Genomic DNA, 26,794 nt, shown 5'->3' with positions numbered 1-26,794 from the left:
TACATACCTTGTTCATTTTTCCTCATCAAGAATGGACTCTATGAACAAATCAAGATCTTAATAGAATAGGAGAATGATTATGAAAAAGCTGAACGTGAAACCACTTCTCGTGGGATCTATCGCTGCAACAATGATTTCAGGATCGATGTTCCAAGCCGATGCCAAAGGTGTCACTTCCAATGAGACAAGTCCGGAACAGTCAACGGTCAATGTGAATGGTGCCATTAAAGGGGAACATACCATCACCCTCATTACTGGTGATGTGGTGAAAGTCTCCACTCTGGATAATGGAAAACAAGTAATCAATGTAGAGCCTGCAGAGAAGAATGGACAAGGGGTCCGGGTCATGACGATTAAGGATGAAACATTCGTGTTCCCTAACTCAGCCATGCCATATATGTCGGCAGGAAAACTCGACGAGGACTTATTTAACATCACGAAATTGATCGAGTACGGTTATGATGACAAAAACGCCGATTCGGTACCAGTCATAGTCGAATATAAAGAGTCAAAGGTGAAAGCAGTCAACACTGAACCAAAAGGCTCGAAAAAAATGCGTGCCCTGGAAAGTATCAATGGAGCAGCCTTGTCGACAGAGAAAAAACAAGCTGAAACATTTTGGAAAGACATCACCACTGATGTTGAGAATAAAGAAGTGGGGAAATCTTCCCAGTTTGACCATGGTGTAGACAAGATCTGGCTCGATGGCCGTGTAGAAGCAGCTCTTGATCAAAGTGTACCGCAAATCGGAGCAGACCAGGCCTGGGAACAAGGATATACGGGTGAAGGCGTCAAGGTTGCGGTCCTTGATACTGGAATCGACTCAGAGCACCCGGATATCGAAGGTCAAATAGATGAGGCGGTTAGCTTTGTACCTGGAGAAGAAGTGAAGGATGTGAATGGTCATGGCACCCATGTTGCTTCCACGGTGCTTGGGACAGGAGCTGGTGACGGCAAGCATAAAGGGGTTGCCCCTGATGCCCGTTTGTTGGTAGGGAAAGTATTGAATGATGAAGGATCTGGACAGGATTCCTGGATCATCGATGGGATGGAGTGGGCTTCTGAGCATGCCAAGATCGTCAACATGAGTCTTGGTAGCGATACGCCAAGTGATGGAACTGATCCGATGGCAGAGGCGGTCAATCGGTTGACTGACGAGAATGGTACCTTATTCGTCATCGCTGCAGGTAATAGAGGCGGGGAAGGGACGATCGGTTCTCCAGGGGCCGCTGATTCGGCTTTGACAGTAGGAGCAGTGGATAAATCGGACGAACTGGCGTATTTCTCTTCCAAAGGACCACGTTTTGGAGATATGGGATTGAAGCCCGATCTCTCTGCTCCTGGTGTTGATATCGTAGCTGCCCGATCTCAGTATTCAAGTGGGACGGGATTGTACAAGAGCCTAAGTGGTACGTCCATGGCCACCCCACACGTAGTAGGAGCCGCTGCGATCTTGGCAGGTAAGCATCCGGAGTGGGACGGTCGAACCTTGAAAGAAGTACTGATGAATACGACAAAGAAACTCGATGGTTATCAGCCTTATCACGTGGGAACCGGTAGAGTTGACATACCTGCGGCACTTGAAGCAGATGTAAGGGCAACTGCATCCGTTTCATTCGGCTTCTTCAAATGGCCTCATGACCATACTGAACCCGTGGAAAAAGTGGTCACTTATACGAACGATGGTGAGCAAGAAGTGACAATGGTATTAGATTCTACTTTTACCAATGCAGAAGGGAAGGAAGCTCCCGAGGGCATGCTGTCATTATCTCATGAATCAGTTACGGTTCCTGCAGGTGGTCAGGTCGATGTAAAGGTGACGTTGGATTCCAAAGCAGGTGAAACCGGATCCCGCTATCAAGGGTTCCTGACAGCCAAAGTGGAGGGGGCAGATCTTGTCCACACGACAATGTCCATGGTCAAGGAGGAAGAGCGTTATCCACTGACACTAAATGCAACAGATCGTAACGGATCGAAAGGACAGGCGTATGTCGTCCTATTCAGTGAAAAAATGGAACCTGAGGTTGTGGCTGTCGATGGAACACTCGAGCTTCGATTGCCTCCAGCTACGTATTCTGCCATGTCCCTCATGGATGTGGATGTAGAAACAGATCATGCGGGTGTAGCACTTGTAGGTAATCCGGAAGTGAAACTGAATGGACCGAAAACAGTTGAACTTGATGCAAGAAAAGCCAAGGAAATTCAAGCAGTTGTTCCTAAGAAAACGGAAGCGAATTACCGACGTATGGAGTATCATCAAACCATCGGTGATATGCCGATGACGAGCCTCTATTTAATGCCGGTATGGATTGATAAACTGTATGCTGTTCCAACTAAAGAGGTGAAAAGTGGTTACTTCGAACAGTTGACCCGCTGGCGTCTGACCAAGCCCCTTTTGACGATTGATTTTAAAGGAAAAGAATTAGATGATATTCCATTATCCGGAAGTACTTTGTTGGATGGAAAATACAATCTGTCCACCGTGTATGCCGGAAAAGGAAGCACTGCAGACTTTGAGCGATTGAAAGCAAAAGGAAAGGCAGTCGTAGTGGATCGAAATGCAGAAGTGAGCGTTTCACAACAAGCTACAAATGCTGCAGATGCAGGAGCGAAACTGGTTATTGTTGTAAATAATGAAGATAAAGAATTCAGTGTATATGCAGGGACTCCGGATTATACAGACAATCCATTAGCTGTTGCAGCCATCAGCAAAAAAGAAGGGGATAAGCTAGTAAAAGCAGTACGTTCCGGGAATATAAAGCTGAAGGTGGAAGGAAACTCAGATTCTCCATACGTGTATGACCTGATGGATGTCCATGAAGGATCAATCCCTAAGGACTTAACGTACGCACCAAAAGGCAAGGATTTAGCGAAAGTCGATACCCGTTACAATTCACCTGTTGAAGCGGATGGAGGGGAATTCCGTTATGATCTTCGTCCACATACAATGGGAGCGGTAGGCTTCCTTCAAAAGGTTTCACTGCCAAGTGCCCGCACTGAATATGTATCGGCAACAGAAGGCACAGGCTGGTATCACCAGGCAAATGTACTCGATGCAACGTGGGAGATCCGTCAACCTCTCGTTACGTATACAAAAGGACAAAAAATAACAGAGAACTGGTTTTCACCAGTGGTTCGTCCAAGTCTGGGAGAGGGATACTGGGCACCTAAAAGACAAGGAGATTCCCTTCAAATCAATGTTCCGGCATGGGCTGATGGAGGGAAAGGAAACACTGGGGGGACGGACTACGATGTATCTGTCCAAAACCAAACCTCTCAATTATTCAAAGGGGACACATTACTCAAAGAAGGTAAAGGGCAGGCGTTGAATGCATTTGGTATCTTACCGAAAGAACGCACCCAATTCCGATTCGTAACAGACGCGAAACGTGATGAAAATCGCTGGAATACATCCACCCGGACCCATTCGGAGTGGACATTCTGGACGGAAGAAACAGATGATTGGCAATATGACCTGCCTTTCCTGACTCTGGATTACAAGGTGGATACAGATGTGAACGGTGATGCTATAGCCAATCGCCCGACAAACCTTGAGCTATCTGTCGGCAAGGTGAAAAATGGCATAGGCTACGGAAATGTGGAAGGAGCAACGTTAGAAGTGTCCTTTAATGAAGGGAAGTCATGGAAGAAAGTGAAGCTGCACCAGGACGGAGACACGTTCAACGTCACGATCAGAAATCCTAAGAACGCAGCAAACGTTTCTTTGAAAGCGAGTGCCTGGGATGATGAGGGGAATAAGATTACACAGGAAATTATTAAGGCATATGGATTGAGATAATAGTATAGGAAGAAGATGCCTCGTTCATTTTGAGGCATCTTCTTCTATTTTTATTTGTATTATGATTTACGCCTCCAAGAAAATTTCCTCCAGGGAAGGTTCTTCTACTTCAACCCGTAATATGTCCACTTTCAATTGGTTGAGGGCACGGATAAGAATTATGTTTCCAATTAAACTCGGGAAAATGCAGAGAATGTGGGAATCCAGGACCATCTTTGAAACCTTTTGAGCATCGATTCGTATAGAATAATGATCGATATTACAATTTCAATAACCATATGTGATTACGGAGTTATGATACTGAATAAAAAGAAGGTGCCATAAATGAACAGTGAATTAGAAAGGATTTTCTTCCTGCCTATTTGGATCGGAACGTGGGTTGAGAAAAGGATTGGACGAGGAGTCAAAGGAGTCTTCAGTTACGTGGTCATCTACTTCATTGTTACGTCATTCCTATTCATCCTCACGAATGGGGTAGATGGATGGTGGATTAATCAAATGTTTTCATTTTTCAATACATATCTTTTGTTAGGGATGTTGTATGTGTTTTTTGATTACTGGAAGAGAACCGGGCATGAATCCTGACTGAAAACTTAACTCACTTTTACTTTAGACTGCAAGCAATCGACTGATGCCAACTCAGCCTTTAACACCTAAGACGAAATACTATTAATCAACATTTTTTTAGATATTCAAATGAAATGGATGCCAACTTCAGGCTACACCATCTACAACCGTGAGCACTTTGGACGATTCAAGTAACACTATCCAACCATCCGATCCCAACGCAGGTGGAAGAGGTTTTGATCCCGATGCGAGGGACGGACCTGCGAATTTGATAAGAAAGTCAAGAGGGACGGGCCTTCATATGCAAAAATGAAGGTCCGTCCCTCTACAATTGATTCAGTTTCCTGCCAATGTTGTTGAAGTAGTCGAGCATGAATGGGTGGAATTGTTTGGCTGTTTTGGTGAAGTGTCTGCGTTTGGACCAGCCGAGTCCGATGGTTCGTTGACTGGTTGGGTTCGTGATCCGGATTTTATGCGGGAATGGGGAACGCCGGTTCATCCATGAGATGGCAGGGATGAAGGCGATGCCGAGTCCCTGTTTTACAAGATCCCCGATGACACCGGGCTCGTCCCCTTCAAAGGAAATCACGGGTGAGAAGCCTGCCCTCAAGCAGAATTCATCGGTCAGATTACGCAGTCCGTAGCCTGTATTCATGCTGATAAACGGCTCATCCCTCACCTCGGACAGGTCGATTTCATCCCTGTCCTCTAACCAGTGCCCGGGAGGAACGATCAGGAAGATTTCTTCTGTCATCAGCGGTTCCCATACAATGTCCTCCTCATCATCTATCGGGACTGAAGAGATGCAGAAATCAACGTCTCCATTTTTTAACTGTTCCCTCATTTTTGACATGGAGTGGACGAACTGCTGAAATCGGACGTGAGGATTTTCTCTCAAGAACGATCCGACCAGGTCCGGAAGAACCCTTGGTATCGTGACGGCCATCCGGATGGTATTCTCCTCAAGCTTCATCTCCTCAAGAATCTCTCTTCTTCCTTCATTGATTTCCATAAAAATACGTTCAACCCGATTTAGAAAAAGCTCTCCGAACCGGTTTAGCTTGATCTGACGGTGTTGTCGTTCAAATAATGGGACCCCAAGATCTTCTTCCAAACGGGAAATCGTTTTACTGAGGGAAGGCTGGGCAATTCTTAGTTCCTCGGCAGCCTTCGTCATATGTTCCAGTCTGGCAACGGTTTGAAAATAGTACAGTTGCTGTAGTTCCATATATGTTCACATCCTTACATAGACTAAAAGCTATATATGTATAATTAATTATATATTATACATTATCATTTTATACACGTATGATAAATGAGTGTAAATGAGTAGAAAAAGGAGTTTGCTATGAAAGGATTCACATTAATACTTCAAGATTTAAAAGCAATGGTCAGTCATAAACACAGAAGAATCGCCCTTGGCTTTCTTCTTTTAGTTCCACTAATCTATTCTGGATTATTCCTGTCCGGTTATTGGAACCCATACGGTAAGCTTGAGCAATTACCTGTTGCCGTCGTCAATGAGGATGAGGGAGCTGTCATGGAGGACGAACCGATCCAGGCAGGCAAGGATTTTGTAAGCGAGCTGAAAAATTCAGGAGAGCTGAATTTTAAGTTTGTTTCGTCATCTGAAGCGGATGAAGGTCTGAAAGAGGGCACGTATTATATGGTGGTGACCATCCCGAAAGACTTCTCAGCAAAGGTGAGCACCTTGATGGATGAGAACCCCGAGCAAGCCAAGCTTCTATATAAGGACAATCCAGGGAAAAACTTTGTTGCCTCTCAGATCGGTTCAAGTGCTACAGAGAAAATGAAGGCAAAGCTGTCCGATACGATTTCGAAATCCTATGCGGACGGAGTGTTTTCAAAGTTTGAGGAATTGGGGAAAGGCTTAACAAAAGCGAGTGATGGGGCCAGCCAATTGCATCAAGGAATGGCAGATGAAAAGGAAGGAATGAATACTCTTGCTGCTGGCATCAACGGACTAAGGGAAGGGTCTGACCAGCTCCAAGCAGGAGGTCAGAAGCTTTCAACCAGTGCCGCATCCATCGAAAGTGGAATCAACAAACTGGATTCAAGCTCTGCACGATTATCAGCTGGCATCACCAGTCTCTCACAAGCTGGAGAAAAAATGAAAGCAGGTGCCGAACAGCTGAAAAATCAAACCAGGCAGCTGGCCGGGGCAGAAAGTCAGCTCTCCCAACAGCAATCTAACGCAAAAACAAAGGCAGAGCAGTTGGAAAGTAAGCTTAAAGAATACGAAGAATCAAATCCAACCGCGAAAAATGATCCTGAATTCGCCCGGATTCAAGCGCTATCCGAAAGCGTGTCAGCCTCCACGACAGAATTGGAGAGTGAGCAAGCAAAGCTTCACCAGGAAACAGAGCAGCTTGCAGGAGCTCAAAGTCAGCTAAACGCAGGATTCTCCCAGTTTACCGGCAAACTGAATCAGGCATCTGAAGGAGTTTCTGAACTGGCATCCGGCACTTCAAGGATCTCAGCAGGATTTGCTGATTGGAACAAAGGTTTCATAAGCCTGACCGCCGGAATCGATAGCTTATCAATTGGGACTGACAAGCTGTCTACAGGAGTCGGTTCCTTAAACAACGGACTGACAAAACTTGAAGCAGGCTCAGGAGAGCTATCGACGAAACTCGCCGACGCGGCAGAGAAAACATCAGAGGTCCATTCAACGGATGAGCTTTCTTCCATGTTCTCGGATCCCGTCCAACTCGTAAAATCCAATGTTTCCAAGGTGCCGAACTATGGAACAGGAATCGCTCCCTATTTCCTATCATTGGCTTTATACGTTGGAGGAATCATGGCGGCGAATATTCTGCCACTGGGCAGACGCAACGATCTCCACGTGAATGGGACGACTCATTTCATCAATAAATTGGGACTGGTGTTTTCAATAGGATTCATTCAGGCACTCATCGTTGACGGTGTCCTTCTATTTGGGTTCCATTTAGAGGTCGTGAATATACCTTTATTTATTCTCTCGAGTGTCATTGTTTCCTTTACATTCATGACCTTTATCTTCATGTTGGTCACTGTATTCGGATTTGTCGGGAAGTTTGCAGCTGTGACCTTCCTCGTGTTGCAGCTTGCCACATGCGGAGGGACATTCCCCAGAGACTTGAATACACCGATCTTGCGCAGCATCGGTGAGAACTTACCGATGGCACACTCATTAAGCAGCTTTCAGGAAGTCATTACGCTAGGTGATTTCAATCAGCTTACTCATCAGCTTTGGATTCTGTTTGCATACTTGGCTGTAGCCGGCGGTATCGCCTGGTTCACCAGTCATGTGCAACATTCGAAAACGGTTGAAGTAGCGAAATGATCATAAAAATGCCTGTTCCCCTTTTTGATGGAGGACAGGCATTTTTTTATGATAGTGCATCCGTCACATACTTCTTCGTCACAGCCTGATAAAATCCCGCCTGAACAGTCAGCACAGATACGATCATGACATGGAGGACGATGCTGAGATTTTCCTCCATGATTCCGTCAAAGGTTGATAGCATGGCCTGACACTCCTTCTTGATGTATCCGTCGATGTGTTCGTTAACTGAACCATCCGCTGTCTTAATGGAAGGCAGGGATTGATGATGGATCTGATCAAAGACCGAGGCATAGGCAAGGTAAAGATCCGTAGGATTGACGATATCATCCGTACGATCCTCGATATTATTGAACACCAGTGTCAGGATCTTCCGAATGGATTCGAAATCCAAGGTGGCTTTTAGGTCTTCGACAATGAACAGCATAGCGGCTTGTTCGATCGTGTACTTTTTACCGAGCTGTGGAGAACCGATCAATCCCCTTACATCCCGCTTTACCCAATTCTGCACGGTACTTTGGGGAAAGTTGGTGAATTCGATCAGATTTCCCAGGGAGACGATTTCATTGAGAGAAAAACCGATTTCGCCTTTGGCAGGTTTGAGGATCTTTTGTAGGATACGAGGCAGCTGGTCCTGATTATGTAAATCCGTCCACGCATCCTGAAGCACTTTGAGTGGGGTCCGGTTGTTAATGCCGTGCAGAGAGAGAAGCAGGTCGGCCATATTCTTGCGTGTTAAATTAAACGTTACCATCATGATTACCCCGTCTCTATAGCAAATATCTTCTTCTATACTACTGGTTAGGGGAGGTATCGTCAATTTCACCTTTTGCTTGTATTTCACTCTGAAAGGAATTATAATATATTCAAGATACAGGTTCATATGAACTTGAAATAGGAGTGAGGAAACTAGATGGGGAAACGTATATTTTACTTCCTGTTAACGAACGTTTTAGTATTATTGACGATCAGTATCATTTTTTCCGTCACAGGAGCGGGGAATTACATCACTGCATCAGGGGGAATCGATTTAGGGGCTCTGTTGGTATTCAGTGCAATCATCGGATTTTCCGGGTCGTTTATTTCTTTAGGGATGTCGCGCTGGATGGCGAAGAAGATGATGGGCGTCCAGGTATTGAATCCCGATGGTGCTCTATCTTCTGAGGAACGTGCTGTTGTCGAGAAAGTCCACCGTCTATCAAGAGCGGCTGGACTTGTGCATATGCCGGAAGTGGGAATCTATCATTCTCCTGAAGTGAATGCCTTTGCAACGGGTCCTTCGAAGAAACGCTCACTCGTTGCCGTTTCGACAGGATTACTTCGTGAAATGGATGATGATGCAGTTGAAGGAGTCATCGCCCATGAAGTGGCCCACGTAGCGAACGGAGATATGGTGACGATGACCCTGCTGCAGGGTGTAGTCAATACATTCGTTGTCTTCCTGGCACGGATCGCTGCATGGATCGCTTCCCGTTTTGCAAGGGAAGAAATGGCACCAATCGTGCATTTTATTGCCGTCATTGTATTCCAAATCGTTTTCTCGATACTTGGTAGCCTGGTAGTCTTTGCCTATTCCCGACACCGTGAGTACCACGCTGACAGAGGCGGAGCCGATTTAGCCGGTAAAGACAAAATGGTGCATGCTCTCCAAATGTTGAAAGCTTATTCCAGCCGCATGAAAGGTGAAGACGACACTGCGATTTCTACGTTGAAAATCAATGGAAAGCGTAAATCTGCGATGTTTTCGACTCACCCGGATTTGGATGAGAGGATCAGTCGTTTGCAAGGAAAATAATAGTTGAAAAGATGCCTGATCCCGATACTCGGGGTCAGGCATTTTTTTCTGTCAACATTCCCGTTTTACTAGCCGTGACCAATTTTTCAACTTAAGAATATTTTACTAGTAAAGGAGGATACAAAAAATGGCAAAAGCTAGTGATTATTTAATAGCATTGGATGATGGTCACGGTCTTGGGACAGCTGGTAAACGGACGCCTTATATTCCGTCTGTTGGAAGGAAAATACAGGAGAATGAGTTCAATGAGAGAGTGACCTTGTTTTTGAAGATGGAGTTGGAAAGGTGTGGATTTCGCACGTTGTTAACGGCTCCGACGGATGCAGATACTCCGCTTAAGGCTCGGACTGACGCAGCGAACTCCATGGGGGCGGATGCGTTGGTTTCCAACCATTATAACGCTTTCGATGGGAAGTTTGATGGCCCGGGAAAGGATGCTGAAGGGCATTCGCTACATGTTTATTTTAATGATGCCAAGGACAGAAGACTTGCTGAAAATATCGCGAAGTACTTGAAACAAGGCACGAAGCAAGTGTACCGGGGAATCATCGAACAAAATCTTCATATGACGAGGGAATTCAATGGACCGGCTGTTCTTGTGGAAAATGGCTTCATGGATAATGAGAGGGAAGCATTGCTCATGATCAACGAGGATTTTCAACGAGAGACAGCAAGGGAGCAGGCACTTGGAGTATGTGATTTCTTCGGCATCCCTTATGTGGCTGCTGGAAACGGCGGAAACGGTGGAACTCCCCCGAATCCAGACGGGACAAGCGGTGGGAATGTTGTCGGTAAGCGAGTCGAGAGCATCTATAGAGGAGCAGAAGGACTTGACTTTTACAGCCGGCCGACTTTTGATGATGCCTACCGTGCAGGAACACTGAAGTTTGGATATGGCTTCCCGACAATCGTAAGGAAGTTGAAGGTGGAAGGAGCAGACATGTATGAGGTCAAGAACTCAAGGGGACATGTGTTTTATGTAACGGCGGCTCCACAATTCGTGAAAGTGGAAGGAAGCGGACAATCATCCGGGGGTTCTGCCTCGCCTCCTCCTGCATCAGGAGGTCCGATTGCCATCGGGGAAATTACCATTATAGGTGTTGCGAACGCTGCCATCGTACAAGACCGTCCGGATCGTTTAACATCAAAAGACCTGGGAACCATCAGAAAAGGACGTACCCTGCCCGTTACAGGGTCTGTAAGAGGGAAAAACAGCAGCTCCGGCTACTGGGAAGTTATCTACAACGGCAGAAGAGCCTATATCACCGGTAAATTTGGCCGTTACAAGGCATATTAAGGAGGGGCGGAGGGACAGGTCCACTGTCCCGGTTCACATTCTTAGTACAAAAGGAGACTGGACATCCAGGCTCCTTTGTCGCGTTACCGTCCTCATATCCCTGTTGCATTCCATCTCCATTTTTAATAAAGTATAGAGTTAGAGAGAATTTTGAAGGAGGACGTAGAAATTGGCGAATTTCAAACCAGAAACTATGGTTGCTACGATAGAAGAATTAGATACAAAAGGGTCGGGACAGGCTGTACTATGGCGGGAGAATGAGCTTGGGAATCCGAAGAAGTTGAGACTCACGATCCCACAAACCCTTCCCGGAGAAAAAGTGGAAGTGACCGTGGACCAACCGGACCGCAGAAGACGAAAGGCGATGCCGGATGAAATTCTGGAGGCACACCCTGAACGTACGGATCCACCTTGTCCGCATTTTGAACGCTGCGGTGGGTGTGTGTGGCAGCACTGGGAATATGAAGGTCAGCTGAAGCATAAGACGGATCACGTGAAGCATGCTCTAAAAGATCAAGGGTTTGACCCCGCCCTCGTTCGTGACACGATAGGAATGGACAACCCGTGGCGTTACCGTAATAAGATGGAATTTACTTTCTCACGGGATGGAGCCCTCGGTTTGCATGAACAGGGGAACTTCCGGAAGGTCATTTCCCTTGAAACCTGCCTGATCGCTAGTGAAGAAATGGTGGAAGCGACGATGGAAGTCGCTGATTGGGTGAAGGATCATGCCTTACAAGGGTATGACAAGGACAAGCATGAAGGGCTGCTGCGCCACTTGATGGTCCGCCAATCGTTTGCGACAGGTGAATTGATGCTTGCGCTGTTCGCTACAGAAGCACCTGATTCCCATTCAAGAGCTGTTGTCGATTTAATCAAGCGTGTCGGCGAGAAATTTCCTCATGTAAAGAGCTTATTGTGGCTGGAAAATACCGCATGGGCAGACCGCACACAGGCAGAGGAAATTCATCTGCTGTCTGGCAGGGACTTCATCTATGACGAAATGGACGGCTACCGTTTCCGCCTATGGTTCGATACATTCTTCCAGACCAATCCGACACAGGCTCAGAAGCTTGTGGATCTGGCGGTGGAAATGGGGCAGCCGAAGGAATCTGAAAAGATGATCGACCTGTTCTGTGGAGTCGGGACGTTCTCTCTTCCGTTTGCAAGCAGAGTAGGAGAACTTGCAGGTATTGAAATCGTGGAAAGCTCCATCGAATCGGCGAAGCGCAATGCTGATGATAATGGAATTTCAAATACCACGTTCCTGGCAAAGGATGCGAGAAAAGGAATCGACCAGATGCTCGAGAGCTTCGGACATCCGCAGTTGTTAATGCTTGATCCTCCACGTTCCGGTGCAGGCGGAAAGGTCATGAGACGGATTGGTCGCGCCAAACCGGAGCGCATCGTATATGTTTCATGCAACCCTGATACATTTGCAACAGATATCAAGGAACTGGAACCATTCGGATACACTCTTGATGCGGTTCAACCTGTTGACCTGTTCCCGCATACGGTGCACGTCGAATGTGTCGCAACACTGACATTGAATTCATAAGCAGTGCAGAAGCTGCATCATCCGCATGAAAGGAAAAACCTGACCATACGAAGGTCAGGTTTTTTTGTGGTATGAAGAGGGACGGACCTCTTTTTCTCGACCCAATACAGAATTACAGGTCTAAATAGAGGTCCGTCCCTCATTTTATTGCCCTGGATTTTTTCGGGATGTTTGTCAGGTTCCATTTAGCCTTATTTCCGTTGGGGTCGGTGATGCTTACAATGGGGGCGACTTTGATCATCCCGGAGATGGTGTTTTCGTTGTATTCGAAATCCAGATAGCCGATGTTGGGGGCGATGTCTTCTCCCCAGAATCCGTAGATTTCCTGGACTTTGGATTTTTGGATGGCCGGATTAAAAAGGACCTCGAGCTTGTAGCGCGATTCCGGATTGCCCCGGTCCACTTTGATTTGGAAGTTCCCTTTTTCGTCCACCACACCAGTGTTTTCCGTGACATATTCCTTCCCTTCTTCCCCCTGCCAGTTAATGACCCTGGCGTAGGGTTCGAACTCACCGTAATCTTTGAGACCGGCAAACATGATGCTATCCTCAGGAAGATTGGATTGTCCCTCTACAATGAGCTCGTTCCCTTGAAGCAGGACAGTTCCGGTTATATCGATCCTGACTCCGGACGGCGCCGTCTGCTTTTGAGGGAGTTCTGTCGCCATTTCAACCCGGCATCCGGTCAGGAAAACAAGGCAGGCAGTTAAAAGACACAACAGCCAATTTCTCAATGGAATTCCTCCTTTGAGCGATTGGTGAACGCAAATGGATCTTCAAGGTATAAAGGAGCTGCCGGTTTGATGGAAGGGGCTTCTCCCATCCCGACAGGAAGTGTATCCTCGAGAAGCACCTCTTTTAAAAACCTGGTCAATTCATTGATACAGAAGATGGAAGCCGCAAAAAAAGCAAGTGGAATTAAAACCAGCCACGTATGAAGAAAGACCATCTGAATATTGATACTCATCGTGGCCGCCCACTCATTTGTATAAGAAAAGTATTCCGGTATGTGCTCCATGATCCCGAACTCTTCTGTTTTCAGACCACCCAGACAGATGTGAAGTACCCCAAGCTGTATGAGGAGGTACAGGGTCTGGGAGATTTGTTCTGAAAACATGACCAGGGCATGGCGGCTGAACTGCGGACGTAAATGCCGCTTGATTATATAGAATTTCGTTGCACCGATTTGTTTTGATACACTAATAAAATCATTTTTCAAATAATCCTTCATTTCTTCCCCTATATACATCCCTAGTGAAGGGATCACAATGATGGCAATCACCGCTATTTCAATGAGTAGAAATTGGAACGAATACATCGCCCCAGTCTCGAAGGCAAGCTGGAGAGGGGTGAGGAGAACAAAGGCAATGATGGCAAGAGGAATGAAGTTGAATGTATCCCCGACTCCTTTAATCATCTGTCTAGCCCAATGGGGAAGGAAAGCATACATTATTCCGAATATGAATCCACCGACCATACGTAGGAGTGCAATGGAGATCGCCGACAGCAGCGTATATTTCGCCCCTGCAAGGAGTAAATAGAATAGATTCCGTCCAAGTTTATCGCTACCCAAAGGGGTCATTTCCTCCATTGTATATGGGGGATCCGCAATGACCCTTCCGGCATCATCCTTTAAATAAGGCGGACCGGGCTCCAGAAGTCCTGGGTAGCAGGCAGGCACAATGAAGCTTGCAATGAGCATAATCAGGAGAAAACCAAGTGGCAGCCAGAAACGGAGTGATGTAAGAATTTTCATGAAGTGACCTCCTCGCCTGAAAGCCATTTCTTTAGTAGTACGGCTCCCAACGTAAATACAATGAAAAAGGGTATGTAAATCATCATCATCCCGATGAAAAAAGCGATAGGTGTATGAATGGACACGTCAAGAAGCACATTCATAAATCCGTTGATGTTAAAGAGAATCTCAATGATTAACAAATTCGAAAGCATAAGAAGAAAAATCGGCTTAATATGATAATAAAAGTGTATCCATACATTTCGGAACAGGTGAACCCATATCGTATATGCCTTCGAAAAACCTTTTGAATAGGAATACTCCACATATGGTTTCCCCTCTTCTTCCCGAAGCTGGAATAAAAAGTGTTTCGTTAAAAAAGCAATCGGCATGATAGCAAGACAAATGATCGGGAGAAGATAGATCTTTTCGTCCCCCAGGGTGTAAATGTCAAACAGCAGGATATCCGTTTTCTTGAAAAACCAGATGATGAAAAGCTGAATAAATACGATGATTAAGACGTCGGGAAGGGAATCCAGTGAATCAAGTAAGCGGAAGCTGATACGATAGATTTTTTTAGGCAAAAACATAAACAAGTAGCTTATAAGGGAAGACATGATGCCAGCAAGAAAAAAGGCTAATAGCAAGAGTGAGAAGGAATAACCGAACAGCTGGAAAAACAATGGGTACATCGGGTAGCTTTTATAGTCCATCGGATCTCCGATTTTGATATTAATGGAGCCGGGATTAAGCATTTCACGTCCCATCTCCTGCAGGGTTTGAAGGTATTTTCCCAGCATGATAACCAACTCATTGTCGTATGCAAGCAAAGAACCTGCGCCGCTGAAGAGGAATAGTCCGATACATGTGAGTAAGAATTGGATGGGAAGACCAATGACATTTAATCTTTTCAGGAGAAACACCCCCAACGTCTTTTAGGTCTATTATATCTTTGTGTTACAAAAATTTCAAAATTATTGTAATTTTTACAATAATGTTAATGTACTGGATGCTGCCTCTCTGAATAGTAATGGATGCTGATGAAAAACCTAACCGTATGTGTACATGTGAAAGGGTGGTTGGATGAAAGACGAGCATTTATTGACTCAGACGGTTGCTCATCAGCAGAAAAAGAGAAGTGAAAAAAGGAAAGGGACCAAGCTCAGTTGGTGGCAGCTTTCTCTCATCGGCATCGGGTCCGTCATCGGGGCAGGGTTCTTTCTGGGAACGGGGTTATCCATCAATACGGCGGGACCGTCGATTCTCATCGACTACATTATCGCCGGCGTGACGGCTTATTTTGTGTTCAGTGCCCTGGCGGAGATGATCACGAATGATCCACAAAAGGGGACGTTTCGTATATACGCGAAAAAAGCATTCGGACATTCTTTCGGATTTGTCTCTGGTTGGATGTACTGGCTATCCGGTATTTTGATCATGTCCAGTGAAATTGTTGCATTATCAACATTTACCCAGTTCTGGTTTCCCCAAGTCCCCCTATGGGTCTTTTCCATTCTTTATGCGGTGTTGGGATTTGGTATCAATCTACTGGGGGCAAGCAATTTTGGGAAGATCGAATCCATTTTTGCCGTGATCAAGTTATCGACTTTGCTTATATTCATCGTGTTCGGTGCCCTGTTACTCTTTCATATCATCACCCCCATTGAACTCGCTTCAGCTAAGGACGCAGGAATTTCGCCGTTTATGCCCGAGGGGATCAAAGGGACATGGGCCGCATTGATCTTCGTGTTTTTCTCATTCGGGGGAATTGCTGTTCTCGGTATCGCTTCCAATGAGTTGCGTGATAAAAAAGATGTTCCGAAAGCGGGGAAAGGGACTCTATTTTCACTTGTTGCCGTGTATGTTCTTTCCTTGTTCTTTGTTTTGAGTATGGTGTCCTGGACAAAGATCAATGAATCGGAAAGTCCGTTTGTGACGGCGCTTTCGGCTTATCACATTCCGTTCCTTGATTCGATTTTTAACATCATCATTATCAGCGCAGCCTTCTCTACAATGGTCGGGGCTCTCTTCTCCATCACGAATGTGATGATTTCCCTGGCAGTAGACGGAGATGCACCGAAAAGATTTGCCGAAAAAAATGACCGGGGAGTGGCGGTGAAATCCTTGATGATTACAGCGGTAGGACTTGGACTATCGATTCTGTTTTCCTTCCTCCTGCCCAATGAAGTGTATGAATACATCACTACTGCGGCAGGAGTCATGCTGATTCTGAACTGGGGTATCATCCTTGTTTCCCATATCAAGCTACACCCTTCCTATGATACTTCGAATGGGGAATTTAAAATGTTTGGTTACCCCTTTACCTCATATCTTGGAATCGTGTTGATTCTCCTCGCGATTTCAGGTGCCATGGTCCACGCTAATCAACGGGTTGGGTTGTTCATTTCATTAGGATTGATCCTTGTGATTTATCTTTCTTATTGGGGTGTTGTCCGAAGGGGCCATAAAGGACTTTAGAGGAAAAGAACGATATAATGAAAGGGAGGTAAAAGGGATCTTTACAAAAAATCATAGAACAGGTCTATGATTTTTTGTTTCATTTATGAAAAGAAGGAGATGACGATTATGGAAAAGAAAACATGTTGGAATCTCGAAAATAGTTATAGAAGTCTTCCGGGGGTCTTTTTCACAAGTCAGAACCCGGAACCAGTGCACGCACCTGAGCTGATCGTTCTAAACGAGCAGGTTGCTGAGTCTCTGGGTCTCGACGTCAAAGAACTGGGAGCGGGTTTCTTATCGGGCAATGTGGTGCCAGAGGGTGCCGCCCCTCTTGCTCAAGCCTATGCCGGCCACCAGTTCGGACATTTTAATATGCTGGGGGACGGTCGTGCTGTACTGATTGGCGAGCAGATTACTCCAGGAGGAGAACGATACGATATTCAGCTTAAAGGGGGAGGAAGAACCCCTTATTCCCGGGGAGGGGATGGTCGGGCAGGACTTGGTCCCATGCTGCGGGAGTATATGATCAGTGAGGCCATATATGGACTTGAAATCCCCACGACCAGGAGTCTGGCAGTGGTTACCACCGGAGAATCCATCTATCGGGAAACAAAACAGCAGGGGGCGATTATGACCCGTGTAGCCACCAGTCATATCCGTGTCGGCACATTCCAATTTGCTTCAAGATTCGGAGAGGTGGATGATCTTCGTGCCCTTGCCGATTATGCATTGAGACGCCATTACCCCGACGGGTTGGATGCTCCTAACCCCTACCTGTTCCTCCTGCAGGAAGTCATTAAGCGACAGGCCGCCCTCATTGCCAAGTGGCAGATGGTTGGTTTCATCCATGGTGTCATGAACACGGACAATATGACAATCAGCGGGGAAACGATCGATTACGGTCCCTGTGCCTTCATGGACGCGTATGATCCGAAAACGGTCTTCAGCTCCATTGATACAGGAGGACGATATGCCTACGGAAATCAACCGGCGATTGCTGGCTGGAACCTTGCCCGTTTCGCCGAAAGTCTGCTGCCGATCCTTCATGACGAACAGGAAGAATCTCTAAAGCTTGCACAGGAAGCCGTAATGGAATTTCCGAACCTATATGAGGGTCATTGGATTGATGGCATGAGGTCGAAGCTTGGGTTATTCAATGATGAAGAAGGGGATCGTGCACTAGCAGAAGAATTACTTAATCTGATGGAAGAAAATCAGTCAGATTTTACTAATACCTTCCGCAGCCTGACCTTGGACAATGCCGATTATGCCCTTTTCAAAACACCTGGATTTTCTGCATGGAAAGAAAAGTGGGAGATAAGACGGAACAGGCAGGGTGAATCGATGGAAGCTTCCCAGAGACTCATGCAGAACAGCAATCCGTCTGTCATTCCCCGGAATCACAGAGTAGAAGAAGCATTGCAGTCTGCTGTTGATCAGGAAGACCCCGGTATGATGGAGCGGTTACTAGCCGTGTTGAAAAATCCTTATGCTTATTCTTCTGAACAGGAAGAATATTATATCCATCCAAATCCTTCGAGTAGACCGTATCGAACATTTTGTGGAACATGACGATATGACAATTATTTTAAAGCTCAGAGTTAAATACTTTGAGCTTTTTTACATTTACTAAAGGGAAATAGCGGACTAAAGAAGAACTATTATGAAAGTGATGAAAAGGGGGCGGTTTATAATGACAATTATAATTGAACGACAACCATACGGCAGAGGATTAAAATCGTAAAGGGGTTTTGAACGTGAAACAGGCATTACTGGTCATTGATGTACAGGAGGAATTAGTGGAAGGAAACGAAAAGGAACAGGCAGTCTTTCAAAAAGAAAAACTGATCGACACCATCAACGGAGTGATCGACAAGGCGAAGAAAGTGGATGCCCACATCGTCTTCATCAGGGATCGGGATGTTGCAGGCGGTACGGGTGCAGGGTTCGAGGTGCATAGGGATCTGCTGGTTCCGGATCATGCTGAGACATTTGATAAGCTGGCTACCAATTCATTTTACGGGACGCCGCTATTGGAGTTTTTAAAAGAAAAAGAAGTGGAGCATATCGTGATGACAGGCTGCCAAACCGAATACTGTATCGATACGGCAGTCCGTTATGCTACGGTAAGTGGTTTCGACGTCACCCTAGTGTCAGATGGTCACTCCACCAAGGACTCATCTGCATTGAAGGCGGAACAGATCATCGCCCATCATAACGTCGCTTTGAGAGGTCATTACAATGTGGATCATTTCTCGGATGTAAGACCTTCCCATGAAGATCTATTCCAACCGAAGCATAATGAATATCGGAAGGAATATGGAATGTAAAAAGAAAAGCCCACTTTATCAGTCACAGCACTGATGAAGTGGGCTTTTTTTAGTGAAAGCAAGGATTGTTTCCGGAAACTGCCCCTCTGATCCTGATATGCTATAGTAGTAGCATATCAGGGCAGGTCCCGTTTTTTCATCATAACAAGGGGGAAATGGAGAATGTATGATTTAGTTCAGAAAGTCCGAGAAGAAAATCCATTAGTACATAATATAACGAACGTAGTGGTCACGAACTTTACGGCCAATGGTTTATTGGCTATCGGGGCATCCCCGGTGATGGCCTATGCAAAAGAAGAAGTAGGGGATATGGCGAAGTTGGCAGGTGCCCTCGTCCTTAACATCGGAACCTTATCGACAGACATCATCAATAGCATGATCATTGCTGGAAAAGCGGCAAATGAAAAAGGGATACCTGTTGTTTTGGATCCAGTTGGAGCTGGGGCCACATTATTCCGTACCGATATGACAAGGAAAATCCTAAATGAAGTAAACGTCTCTATCTTAAGAGGGAATGCAGCCGAAGTGGCTCATGTTGCAGGAGAACAATGGTCAATCAAAGGTGTAGACGCAGGCTTGGATGGGGGAAACACGGTGGAATTAGCCCAAAAGGTAGCAGAGCAATTGGATTGTACCGTTGTCATAACAGGGAAAACTGATATCATCTCAAGTAGGCAAGAAACCTATATAGTAGCGAATGGTCATCCGATAATGACGAAGGTCACCGGAACCGGCTGTTTATTATCATCGGTCATCGGTGCGTTTGCAGCCATTGAGAAAGATCTATTAAAAGCGGCTGTAGCTGCAGTTGCTGTTTATGGAATAGCAGCAGAAAAAGCAGCCGGTGTCACGTCAAATATGGGTCCTGGAAGTTTTCAAATTGAATTCATCGACCACCTTTCCTCCATCTGTGAAGAGGATGCTGCACTTGCGAAAGTAGAGAAAATCTAAAGGGAAAGGGAGTTAGTATCATGACTGTATATAAGGCATTAACAAAAGCAGGTTCAAATAGTGGAGAAGAGGCAGCCTTTGAAAATCCCCTTGGAAAAGGTCATATTCCTACGAATCGATATGCTTATAATGAGACTGTATCAGGTGTTAACAAATGATAAATAGGCGGGAGCAATTAAAGGATTTTCTTACTCTTTATTTTATTATGGGAAGTGCAAATTGCCTGAAAGATCCGATTTATGTGTTACAACAGGCAATAGAAGGGGGCATAACCCTCTTTCAATTCCGGGAAAAAGGGGTCGGTGCCTTAGAAGGACAGGAAAAGATGAAATTTGCAGAAAAACTGCAAAAGATATGTAAGGATGCAGAAATCCCTTTTATTATAAATGACGATGTGGAATTGGCACTAGCCCTTGAGGCTGATGGAGTTCATATCGGTCAGGAAGATGAACGGGCAAGTATCGTACGGGAAAAAATCGGTCACAAATGGCTCGGGGTGTCCACCCATACACTGCTAGAAGCGCAGCAGGCAATTGCCGATGGGGCGGATTACTTAGGGCTTGGCCCTATTTATCCTACGATTTCAAAAGACGATACGGTCAAAATTCATGGACTGGATATTATAAAAAGCTTTCGCACAAACGATATTCCTATCCCAATTGTAGGGATTGGAGGTATCAGTGCAATGAATGCCAAAGAAGTCATCGATGCTGGTGCAGATGGAATCTCGGTGATCTCATCCATATCGGGTGCAGAACACATCACAGATGCGGCGAAAGAGCTGAAGAGAGCAGTGAATCCAACCCGATAAATAGCATACCCTGGCCTGCCCAACACGTTAGCTCAATAATGTGTTGGGCAGGCCTTATTTGACATTCAAAAAAATACCAACTAAAATATGAATATATTCATAAATGAACTCGTTCATTTTTTAGGAGGAGCAACAATATGGCAGGGTTACGAGAAGATAAAAAACGGCAAACACAGCAAAACATTATGGAAGCGGCGAAGCATATTTTTTCTGAGAAAGGGTTTCAACAGGCTTCGATGGCTGAAATTGCAAAGGATGCAGGAGTCGGGACAGGGACCATTTATAATTATTTTCCATCTAAGGGATCATTGCTGCTCCGCATTTTCACAGAAGAAGCCGAGGAGATGAAGGGGGGGCTCGATGATCCATACGAGAATGAAGGTGGTTTAGTAGAGAGTGTGATTGGAGCCATGCATGGCTTTGCTGAATTTTTTCAACACTATCCGAAATCGTTTTGGCGTGAACTGTTTCACGTGATGACGGAGGAAGTGGAGGAAAGCATCCGCCTGAGACAGGGATTATTCGGAATTGATGAAGAGATGATGAAATGGATCATGTTTATGATTGAAAACCATTCCGATTGTTTTCTCGTCAAGGTTGACCCACAGGAAGCGGCCTATGCCATCTATAGTGCAGCCATGTCGGATACGATTTTTTACATGTATAGCGAATCCATGAGTCACGAAGAGTACAAGGAACAGCTGGCGAGGCATATAGGATTTTTATTTGTTGGGAAAATAAAACCGGGAAAGAAGGAATGAAGATGAGCATCTTGAGTATCGATGGAGTTCATAAAACCTATCAAAGCGGCCAAACCACCTTTCAAGCCCTGACGGATATACACATACAAGTAGAAGAGGGAGAAATTGTCGTCATTCTTGGCCCCTCCGGTTCGGGGAAATCCACCTTGTTGAATGCTATTGGCGGCATTGATGGGATTGATTCCGGAAGTATCAAGATCCATGAGAAGGATATCACCCAATTAAATGATCGTAATCTCGTGGATTATAGAAGGGAAGAAGTTGGATTTGTCTTTCAAATGTATAATCTGATCCCTAATTTAACGGTCTATGAAAATATCGAATTGACGGCGAATATCAGTCCCAAGGCACTTTCAATTCCAGAGGTTATTGATGCCGTTGGATTGTCTGGGATGGAGGATCGCTTTCCTCGTGAATTAAGCGGTGGGCAGCAGCAGCGAGTATCGATCGCCCGTGCCGTCGTGAAAGCTCCGAAACTATTATTATGTGATGAACCAACGGGAGCTTTGGATTCCGGCACATCAAAAGAAATTCTGCAGCTGATTGAGAAAGTGAATAAAGAGTTTAACACAACAATCCTCATCATTACACATAATCAAGCGATCCAAAACATGGCGAACCGGGTCATCACACTAAAGGATGGGAAAATTGAATCCGACTTGGTCAATGAACATCAAATCTCCGCTGAAGGGGTTGAGTGGTGATGCCTCTTCGAAAAAAACTCTTTCGGACCATTATGGAAAAGAAAGCGCAGTTTTTCTCTGCTTGGTTTCTGATCGTAATCAGCACCATTGTATTTTACTCGTTTACTGCAGCTGGTGCGAATCTAATTGAAAATCTACACATATTCTTCAAGGAAAATAAGGTAGAAGATGCTTACTTTATTACACAAAAGCCATTAAACGATATCGAAGAAATTGAAAAGCAGAGTGGAGTGAAAGTCGAAAAAAGGTTGGCAGCTGATATTTCATATAGCAAGGATTCGATTCTGAGGGTGCTGGATGAGACGGATGATATTAATCTTGCCACTATCGTGGAAGGTGATAAGCTATCGTCGTATCACGATATTTTAGTGGATAAAGGTTTCGCCAAAGCTCATGACATGGAGATAGGAAACGAGGTTGAACTGGGAGGGGAAACTTTCCGTGTCTCAGGATACATGGCGATCCCGGATTACATCTATCCACTAAAAGAAGAATCGGGCTTCCTGAAAAACCCTGATGCCTTCGGTGTAGCAGTCGTGAAAGAATCTGTCTTATCAAAGTGGGAAGACAATCAGAGTTACTATAGTATCCGTCTTTCCGATACCTCCCCAGAAGAATTGAAGAAGCAAATCAATCAAACAAATTCCATCATTCAATGGACGGATAAAAAAGATAATAATCGGATTTCCTTCATCAAAGGGGATATTGCCGGCGTCAAAAAGATGGGACAATTTCTTCCAATAGGCATTTTGTTCATTAGCATGGTGATCATTCTCATCTTGCTGTGGCGCTTAATGAAAAAGGAATATGTACAGATCGGCACATTGTATGCCCTCGGATACAGGAAAAATGAAATTATCCGTCATTATCTTTCCTATGCCGGAATTCTCGCCATCACAGGAAGTGTGGTGGGAACGATCCTTGGCTGGGGGTTTCTGCACCCATTATTGTCAGCATTTGCGGCTTATTATAATCTGCCTGTATTAGAAGTGAGACCACATGTGATTTATTTACTCACGAGCCTATTGTTACCACTAGTTCTGTTCATTCCGTTAACCTATTTCTTGGTTTACCGTGTCTTAAAGATTCCACCTGTGAGTTTAATTAAAGGTGGGGAACAAAAGGTGAAAGTAAGCAGACTGGAGCGGTTGCTTAAACTGAGGAAGCTGCCGTTCCGGAGGAAGTTCGTGATGAGGGAAATCATGAGAAACCTTCCCAGGGCACTCTTTTTGATCATCGGTGTAATGTTTGCCACATTATTATTGTTATTCGGATTTGTCACGAAAAACTCGATGGAATACCTGGTGACTGATAATTTTCAACAAGTGTACGACTATGAGTATAGCTATTTATTCAAAGCTCCACAGACCGAAGAGCCTGAATCGGGGCAAATTGGAGCGGTGGCGCCATTTACAATAGACAGGGAGAGCGTGACGATCACGGGCCTTAAGCCAGATAATACAGCGATTCGGTTAGTGGACTCCAGGGGGGAAAAGCTCAGGTTCAATTCAGTCATCATGAATAAATCCCTCGCAGATAAATTAGGGGTTCAAAAAGGAGATTCCATTCATGTGTCAAATGAATTAACAGGCAAATCCTTCACTCTCACCATTGATCACATCGCAGAATCATATCTTGGAAATATGATCTATATGCCACTGGCGAAATTCAACCAATTAAATGACTATCCTTCAGGTAGTTATACAGAGGTGTATTCAAAAAAAGAACTCATGCTACCTCAAGAAAAACTCGTGTCGACAACCAAATCCTCGGATACGATAGACGGATTCAAGGAAATGATCAAGCCGTTGAACTATGGTGTAGCGGGGATCGCCTTTGTTGCTGCAATCATTGCTGTCATCATCATCTATATTTTGATTTCTTTATTAATTGAAGAAAATTCATTCAAAATTTCACTCATGAAAGTCATTGGTTATCGGGAGAAAACAATCATGAACATGATGATCGGTTACAATATTTGGTTTATCATACTTGGGTATGTGGCAGGTATACCCGTGACGCTCCTGTCTATTTCAGCCTTTATGAATTCGATCACCGCAGAGATGAATGTAACAATTCCTGTAAAGCTGGATTGGATCAGTGTCCTCATCAGCTTTATCATCATCATAATTTCGTACTATGTATCCCTGTGGCTGAATCATCGAAAATTGAAAGGGATTTCCATGAAAGAAGCGATTAACAGGAGTACGGAATAAAAACGTTTAGTTTGAGGGTACGTGGCATTAAGTAAGAATGCACGTACCCTTTTTTTCGTTATTATTCAACTCCTTGAGAAGCAGGACAATAATAGAGCCTCCTTGAAGCTGGCCACTCTTATCTCGATTTTATTTCCACAGTTGAAGCAAGATTCACCTTCACGACAGGTACCACGTCTTGCCCCTATGATATACCCATTCTATTATGGCGCGTCCGTCCTCCCTATTCAATCAATCCAACGATTTGTTCACAAATCTCATGGGTGATCAGAGAGTCCTCTATGGAAGGATCGGGCTCAAGTCCTTTTTCCACACAGTCCAGAAAGTGGTCGATAAGATCATAAAATCCACGCTTAAACAAGGTAGGCTCCCAGTCTCCAAATGAAGATATGCACTTCTTTTTGTTATGGTAGTGAGTCGTTTCAACGAGATTGTTAACGACATACTTATGGTGATCCGATGCGTATTCGATGATTTCTTCCGTCACGCCGCCATCACGGTTCATGATGCCGACAGCCGTGCAGTCGTCAGCGATAAGCTGGATGATGAGATGGTGGAGGAAATCTCCCTTTTTAAGGGATTGAACCTTTACATCCTTCACTTCCGAATCCATCAGGAAACGCAGGGTGTCTACGACATGGATGAAATCTTCCACGATAAATCTCCTCGGTTCTTCAGGTGAAGCATAGCGATTTTTCTGCATTAATATAAAACTGGGTTTCCCATGCGATTTCAGTTCCTTCACCTTGGGAATGAAGCGTCTGTTGAATCCGACCATGGCGATCCTCCCGCTGTCTCTCGCGAGTTGAACGATTCGTTCAGTTTCTCGTAAGTTCAAGGAAATCGGTTTGTCTATGTATACATGAACACCATTTTCGAGAAGATTTTCCGTTATCTCAAAATGGGCCTCTGTAGCAGTGCTCACGATGGCCGCGTCGATATTTGAATCAATCAGTTCATCCACCGTCTGAACGCAGTTTTCGATTCGATATTTGTCAGACAATCTATGCAGTGTTTTTTCGTTTCGAGTACAAAGTACAAGTTCGATGCCGTCTTTTTCAGAAAGAACAGGTAAATAGGCTTTTTTTGCAATATCGCCTAATCCAATAAGTCCAATTTTCACGCTCTTCACCTCATCGTTTTTCTTTCATTATAGTATTCTGTCTTAAGATTTCAAATTTCAGGCTAATCCTTCAATAAAAATTTTTGGTGAAAAGACGAACATTAAAATAAAATTTTAAAATAAAATTCGTGTTTTTGTTGAATTTGAGAATAAGGTTTGTTATAGTTGCAACGTAGTACAATTACATAGCGTTACTCGTATATTCTCAGTAATATGGTCTGAGCGTTTCTACCTGGTTCCCAATATAAGAACTGGACTACGAGTTAAAGTATTCGGGTTTTCGGATTGTTTGCCGTTCACTCATACTTTGACTTCAGAGGTCTGGAACGTAGAAATCACTCTACTATTCTAGGTCTTTTTCTTTTGGCCAAAACAGACATCGGAATCTAATCATCAAAGAAAAGGGAGAGATTTAAATGAAAAAGAAAATCGCATCATTGGCAGTATTATCCGTACTTTCTTTATCCGTATTTACAGGCTGCAGTTCAACCAAACAAACGGAAGCGAAGGGGAAAGAGGAAGAACAGCCGATCATCATACAGGGGCCAATGCCCATCGAAGCTGAAAAGTTTGCAGGGAAGCTTGAAAATGTGAAAGAAGAAACATCCGGATCATTTGTTTTTTATAAAGGAACGGTGGATGACTACCCTGTCATTGTTACCAAGACAGGAAAAGGAATGGAAAATACGGCAGCAGCTACAGCTGTCGCCATTGAAAAATATGATCCTATCGCCATCATCAATCAAGGAACATCCGGCGGTCATGACCCGGAATTGAATGTGTTCGATATCGTTTTAGGTGAAAAAACGGTGAACCTCGGTTCTTTAAAAACAGGCAACATGGCCGATGAAGAAGGGATCGATCCGACTGCCTGGAAGCCGATGGACCTGATGGCCTCTGAAGGAAGTGCAGGGGAAGATCCGAATGCTGAAAAAATCCGTTACTATGATGGTGATGAAGAATTACTCGCAGCGGCCAAAGCCGTCAAGGACATGTACAAAAAAGGGAAAGTCGTAGAGGGGACGATTGGTTCTGCTGACGTGTGGAATAACGAAGTGGATCGTATCCAATGGTTCCATGAGAAATACGGCACGTCTGTAGAAGAAATGGAGGGCGCGGCTGCAGCACAAATCGCAGGTGCCTATGAAGTCCCATTCCTTGGGATCCGTGTATTGTCTAATAATAAGACAAATGATGGAGCATACAATCCCGATACTGCATCAGCGAATCAGGAATATGTATTTGAAGTGGTGAAAGAGTATATTTCAGAGATGGAATAATTTCTATTGTGGGGACGGACTTCCGGTGAGCTGATTCTAAAGCGGGCCGGGAGTCCGTCCCT

At 44.9% G+C, this 26,794-nt stretch carries 22 protein-coding genes and 1 riboswitch; of the genes, 16 read left to right on the top strand and 6 right to left on the bottom strand.

Features of this window, described 5'->3' with window-relative positions:
* The first annotated feature begins 79 nt into the window (after window positions 1–79).
* Both BAA9072_RS00550 and BAA9072_RS00545 read left to right on the top strand, forming a co-directional pair.
* Complete coding sequence (locus BAA9072_RS00550) at window positions 80–3,799, top strand: S8 family serine peptidase (protein WP_201712748.1); 3,720 nt, start codon at window positions 80–82, stop codon at window positions 3,797–3,799.
* A gap of 324 nt (window positions 3,800–4,123) precedes the next feature.
* Entirely contained in the window at window positions 4,124–4,384 is a 261-nt protein-coding gene (locus tag BAA9072_RS00545) for a hypothetical protein (protein WP_201712747.1), read from the top strand.
* 307 nt (window positions 4,385–4,691) lie between these two features.
* Here the strand turns inward: BAA9072_RS00545 and BAA9072_RS00540 are convergent, their stop codons facing one another.
* Window positions 4,692–5,594, bottom strand: coding sequence for a LysR family transcriptional regulator (locus tag BAA9072_RS00540; protein ID WP_201712746.1), 903 nt, complete (start codon window positions 5,592–5,594; stop codon window positions 4,692–4,694).
* A 120-nt stretch (window positions 5,595–5,714) separates the two neighbouring features.
* Here BAA9072_RS00540 and BAA9072_RS00535 point away from each other — a divergent pair, with 120 nt between their 5' ends.
* On the top strand, window positions 5,715–7,712 hold the full coding sequence (locus BAA9072_RS00535) for a YhgE/Pip domain-containing protein (protein ID WP_201712745.1): 1,998 nt from the start codon (window positions 5,715–5,717) through the stop codon (window positions 7,710–7,712).
* Window positions 7,713–7,758: 46 nt separating this feature from the next.
* On the opposite strand, the gene BAA9072_RS00530 is transcribed toward BAA9072_RS00535, so the two are convergent.
* Complete coding sequence (locus BAA9072_RS00530) at window positions 7,759–8,469, bottom strand: DUF1836 domain-containing protein (protein WP_230980706.1); 711 nt, start codon at window positions 8,467–8,469, stop codon at window positions 7,759–7,761.
* Window positions 8,470–8,625: 156 nt separating this feature from the next.
* On the opposite strand from BAA9072_RS00530, the gene htpX reads away from it, so the two are divergent.
* The 3 genes from htpX to rlmD all read left to right on the top strand — a co-directional run bounded on the left by htpX (window position 8,626) and on the right by rlmD (window position 12,362).
* Window positions 8,626–9,507, top strand: a complete 882-nt coding sequence (htpX, locus tag BAA9072_RS00525; protein WP_201712744.1) for a protease HtpX — start codon at window positions 8,626–8,628, stop codon at window positions 9,505–9,507.
* Between the two features lie 127 nt (window positions 9,508–9,634).
* Window positions 9,635–10,804: an N-acetylmuramoyl-L-alanine amidase family protein gene (locus BAA9072_RS00520; protein WP_201712743.1), complete on the top strand. Its 1,170-nt coding sequence runs from the start codon at window positions 9,635–9,637 to the stop codon at window positions 10,802–10,804.
* A gap of 193 nt (window positions 10,805–10,997) precedes the next feature.
* Window positions 10,998–12,362 carry a 23S rRNA (uracil(1939)-C(5))-methyltransferase RlmD gene (gene rlmD / locus BAA9072_RS00515; RefSeq protein WP_408015196.1) on the top strand — a complete coding sequence of 455 codons (1,365 nt, stop codon included), beginning with the start codon at window positions 10,998–11,000 and terminating at the stop codon, window positions 12,360–12,362.
* Window positions 12,363–12,501: 139 nt separating this feature from the next.
* Here the strand turns inward: rlmD and BAA9072_RS00510 are convergent, their stop codons facing one another.
* The 3 genes from BAA9072_RS00510 to BAA9072_RS00500 are packed head-to-tail and all read right to left on the bottom strand — an operon-like array spanning window position 12,502 to window position 15,019.
* Window positions 12,502–13,095, bottom strand: a complete 594-nt coding sequence (locus BAA9072_RS00510) for a hypothetical protein (RefSeq protein ID WP_201712741.1) — start codon at window positions 13,093–13,095, stop codon at window positions 12,502–12,504.
* Window positions 13,092–14,117, bottom strand: a complete 1,026-nt coding sequence (locus BAA9072_RS00505; protein WP_201712740.1) for an ABC transporter permease subunit — start codon at window positions 14,115–14,117, stop codon at window positions 13,092–13,094. Before BAA9072_RS00505 ends, BAA9072_RS00510 begins: the two co-directional genes overlap by 4 nt.
* Window positions 14,114–15,019, bottom strand: a complete 906-nt coding sequence (locus BAA9072_RS00500) for an ABC transporter permease subunit (protein WP_201712739.1) — start codon at window positions 15,017–15,019, stop codon at window positions 14,114–14,116. The genes BAA9072_RS00505 and BAA9072_RS00500 overlap by 4 nt, the downstream gene beginning before the upstream one ends.
* A 160-nt stretch (window positions 15,020–15,179) precedes the next feature.
* On the opposite strand from BAA9072_RS00500, the gene BAA9072_RS00495 reads away from it, so the two are divergent.
* From BAA9072_RS00495 to BAA9072_RS00455, 9 genes are all read left to right on the top strand, one after another.
* On the top strand, window positions 15,180–16,574 hold the full coding sequence (locus BAA9072_RS00495; RefSeq protein ID WP_201712738.1) for an amino acid permease: 1,395 nt from the start codon (window positions 15,180–15,182) through the stop codon (window positions 16,572–16,574).
* 108 nt (window positions 16,575–16,682) lie between these two features.
* On the top strand, window positions 16,683–18,128 hold the full coding sequence (locus tag BAA9072_RS00490; RefSeq protein WP_201712737.1) for a protein adenylyltransferase SelO: 1,446 nt from the start codon (window positions 16,683–16,685) through the stop codon (window positions 18,126–18,128).
* 185 nt (window positions 18,129–18,313) lie between these two features.
* Complete coding sequence (locus tag BAA9072_RS00485; RefSeq protein WP_201712736.1) at window positions 18,314–18,886, top strand: cysteine hydrolase family protein; 573 nt, start codon at window positions 18,314–18,316, stop codon at window positions 18,884–18,886.
* A gap of 162 nt (window positions 18,887–19,048) precedes the next feature.
* Window positions 19,049–19,837: a hydroxyethylthiazole kinase gene (thiM, locus tag BAA9072_RS00480; RefSeq protein WP_201712735.1), complete on the top strand. Its 789-nt coding sequence runs from the start codon at window positions 19,049–19,051 to the stop codon at window positions 19,835–19,837.
* 20 nt (window positions 19,838–19,857) lie between these two features.
* A complete protein-coding gene (locus BAA9072_RS00475; protein WP_201712734.1) occupies window positions 19,858–19,995 on the top strand; it encodes a hypothetical protein in 138 nt (45 codons plus the stop codon).
* A complete protein-coding gene (thiE, locus tag BAA9072_RS00470) occupies window positions 19,992–20,648 on the top strand; it encodes a thiamine phosphate synthase (protein WP_201712733.1) in 657 nt (218 codons plus the stop codon). Before BAA9072_RS00475 ends, thiE begins: the two co-directional genes overlap by 4 nt.
* A gap of 137 nt (window positions 20,649–20,785) precedes the next feature.
* Window positions 20,786–21,409, top strand: coding sequence for a TetR/AcrR family transcriptional regulator (locus BAA9072_RS00465; RefSeq protein WP_201712732.1), 624 nt, complete (start codon window positions 20,786–20,788; stop codon window positions 21,407–21,409).
* A gap of 2 nt (window positions 21,410–21,411) precedes the next feature.
* Window positions 21,412–22,113 carry an ABC transporter ATP-binding protein gene (locus BAA9072_RS00460; RefSeq protein WP_201712731.1) on the top strand — a complete coding sequence of 234 codons (702 nt, stop codon included), beginning with the start codon at window positions 21,412–21,414 and terminating at the stop codon, window positions 22,111–22,113.
* Window positions 22,113–24,329 carry an ABC transporter permease gene (locus BAA9072_RS00455; RefSeq protein ID WP_201712730.1) on the top strand — a complete coding sequence of 739 codons (2,217 nt, stop codon included), beginning with the start codon at window positions 22,113–22,115 and terminating at the stop codon, window positions 24,327–24,329. The genes BAA9072_RS00460 and BAA9072_RS00455 overlap by 1 nt, the downstream gene beginning before the upstream one ends.
* Window positions 24,330–24,552: 223 nt before the next feature.
* Here BAA9072_RS00455 and BAA9072_RS00450 read toward each other — a convergent pair whose 3' ends face one another.
* Window positions 24,553–25,452 (bottom strand): Gfo/Idh/MocA family protein, encoded by a 900-nt coding sequence (locus tag BAA9072_RS00450; RefSeq protein WP_201712729.1) that lies wholly within the window; start codon window positions 25,450–25,452, stop codon window positions 24,553–24,555.
* Window positions 25,453–25,627: 175 nt separating this feature from the next.
* Window positions 25,628–25,731, top strand: a riboswitch (purine riboswitch).
* Window positions 25,732–25,868: 137 nt separating this feature from the next.
* Here BAA9072_RS00450 and BAA9072_RS00445 point away from each other — a divergent pair.
* On the top strand, window positions 25,869–26,732 hold the full coding sequence (locus BAA9072_RS00445; protein WP_201712728.1) for a 5'-methylthioadenosine/S-adenosylhomocysteine nucleosidase: 864 nt from the start codon (window positions 25,869–25,871) through the stop codon (window positions 26,730–26,732).
* The last annotated feature ends 62 nt before the right edge of the window (window positions 26,733–26,794 follow it).

Origin of the sequence: Rossellomorea arthrocnemi (assembly GCF_904424705.1) — a bacterium.
In the GTDB taxonomy this organism is placed as follows: Bacteria; Bacillota; Bacilli; order Bacillales; family Bacillaceae_B; genus Rossellomorea; species Rossellomorea arthrocnemi.
Note: the sequence above shows the minus strand (reverse complement) of the source record. Positions and strands in the feature narration are given on the sequence as shown.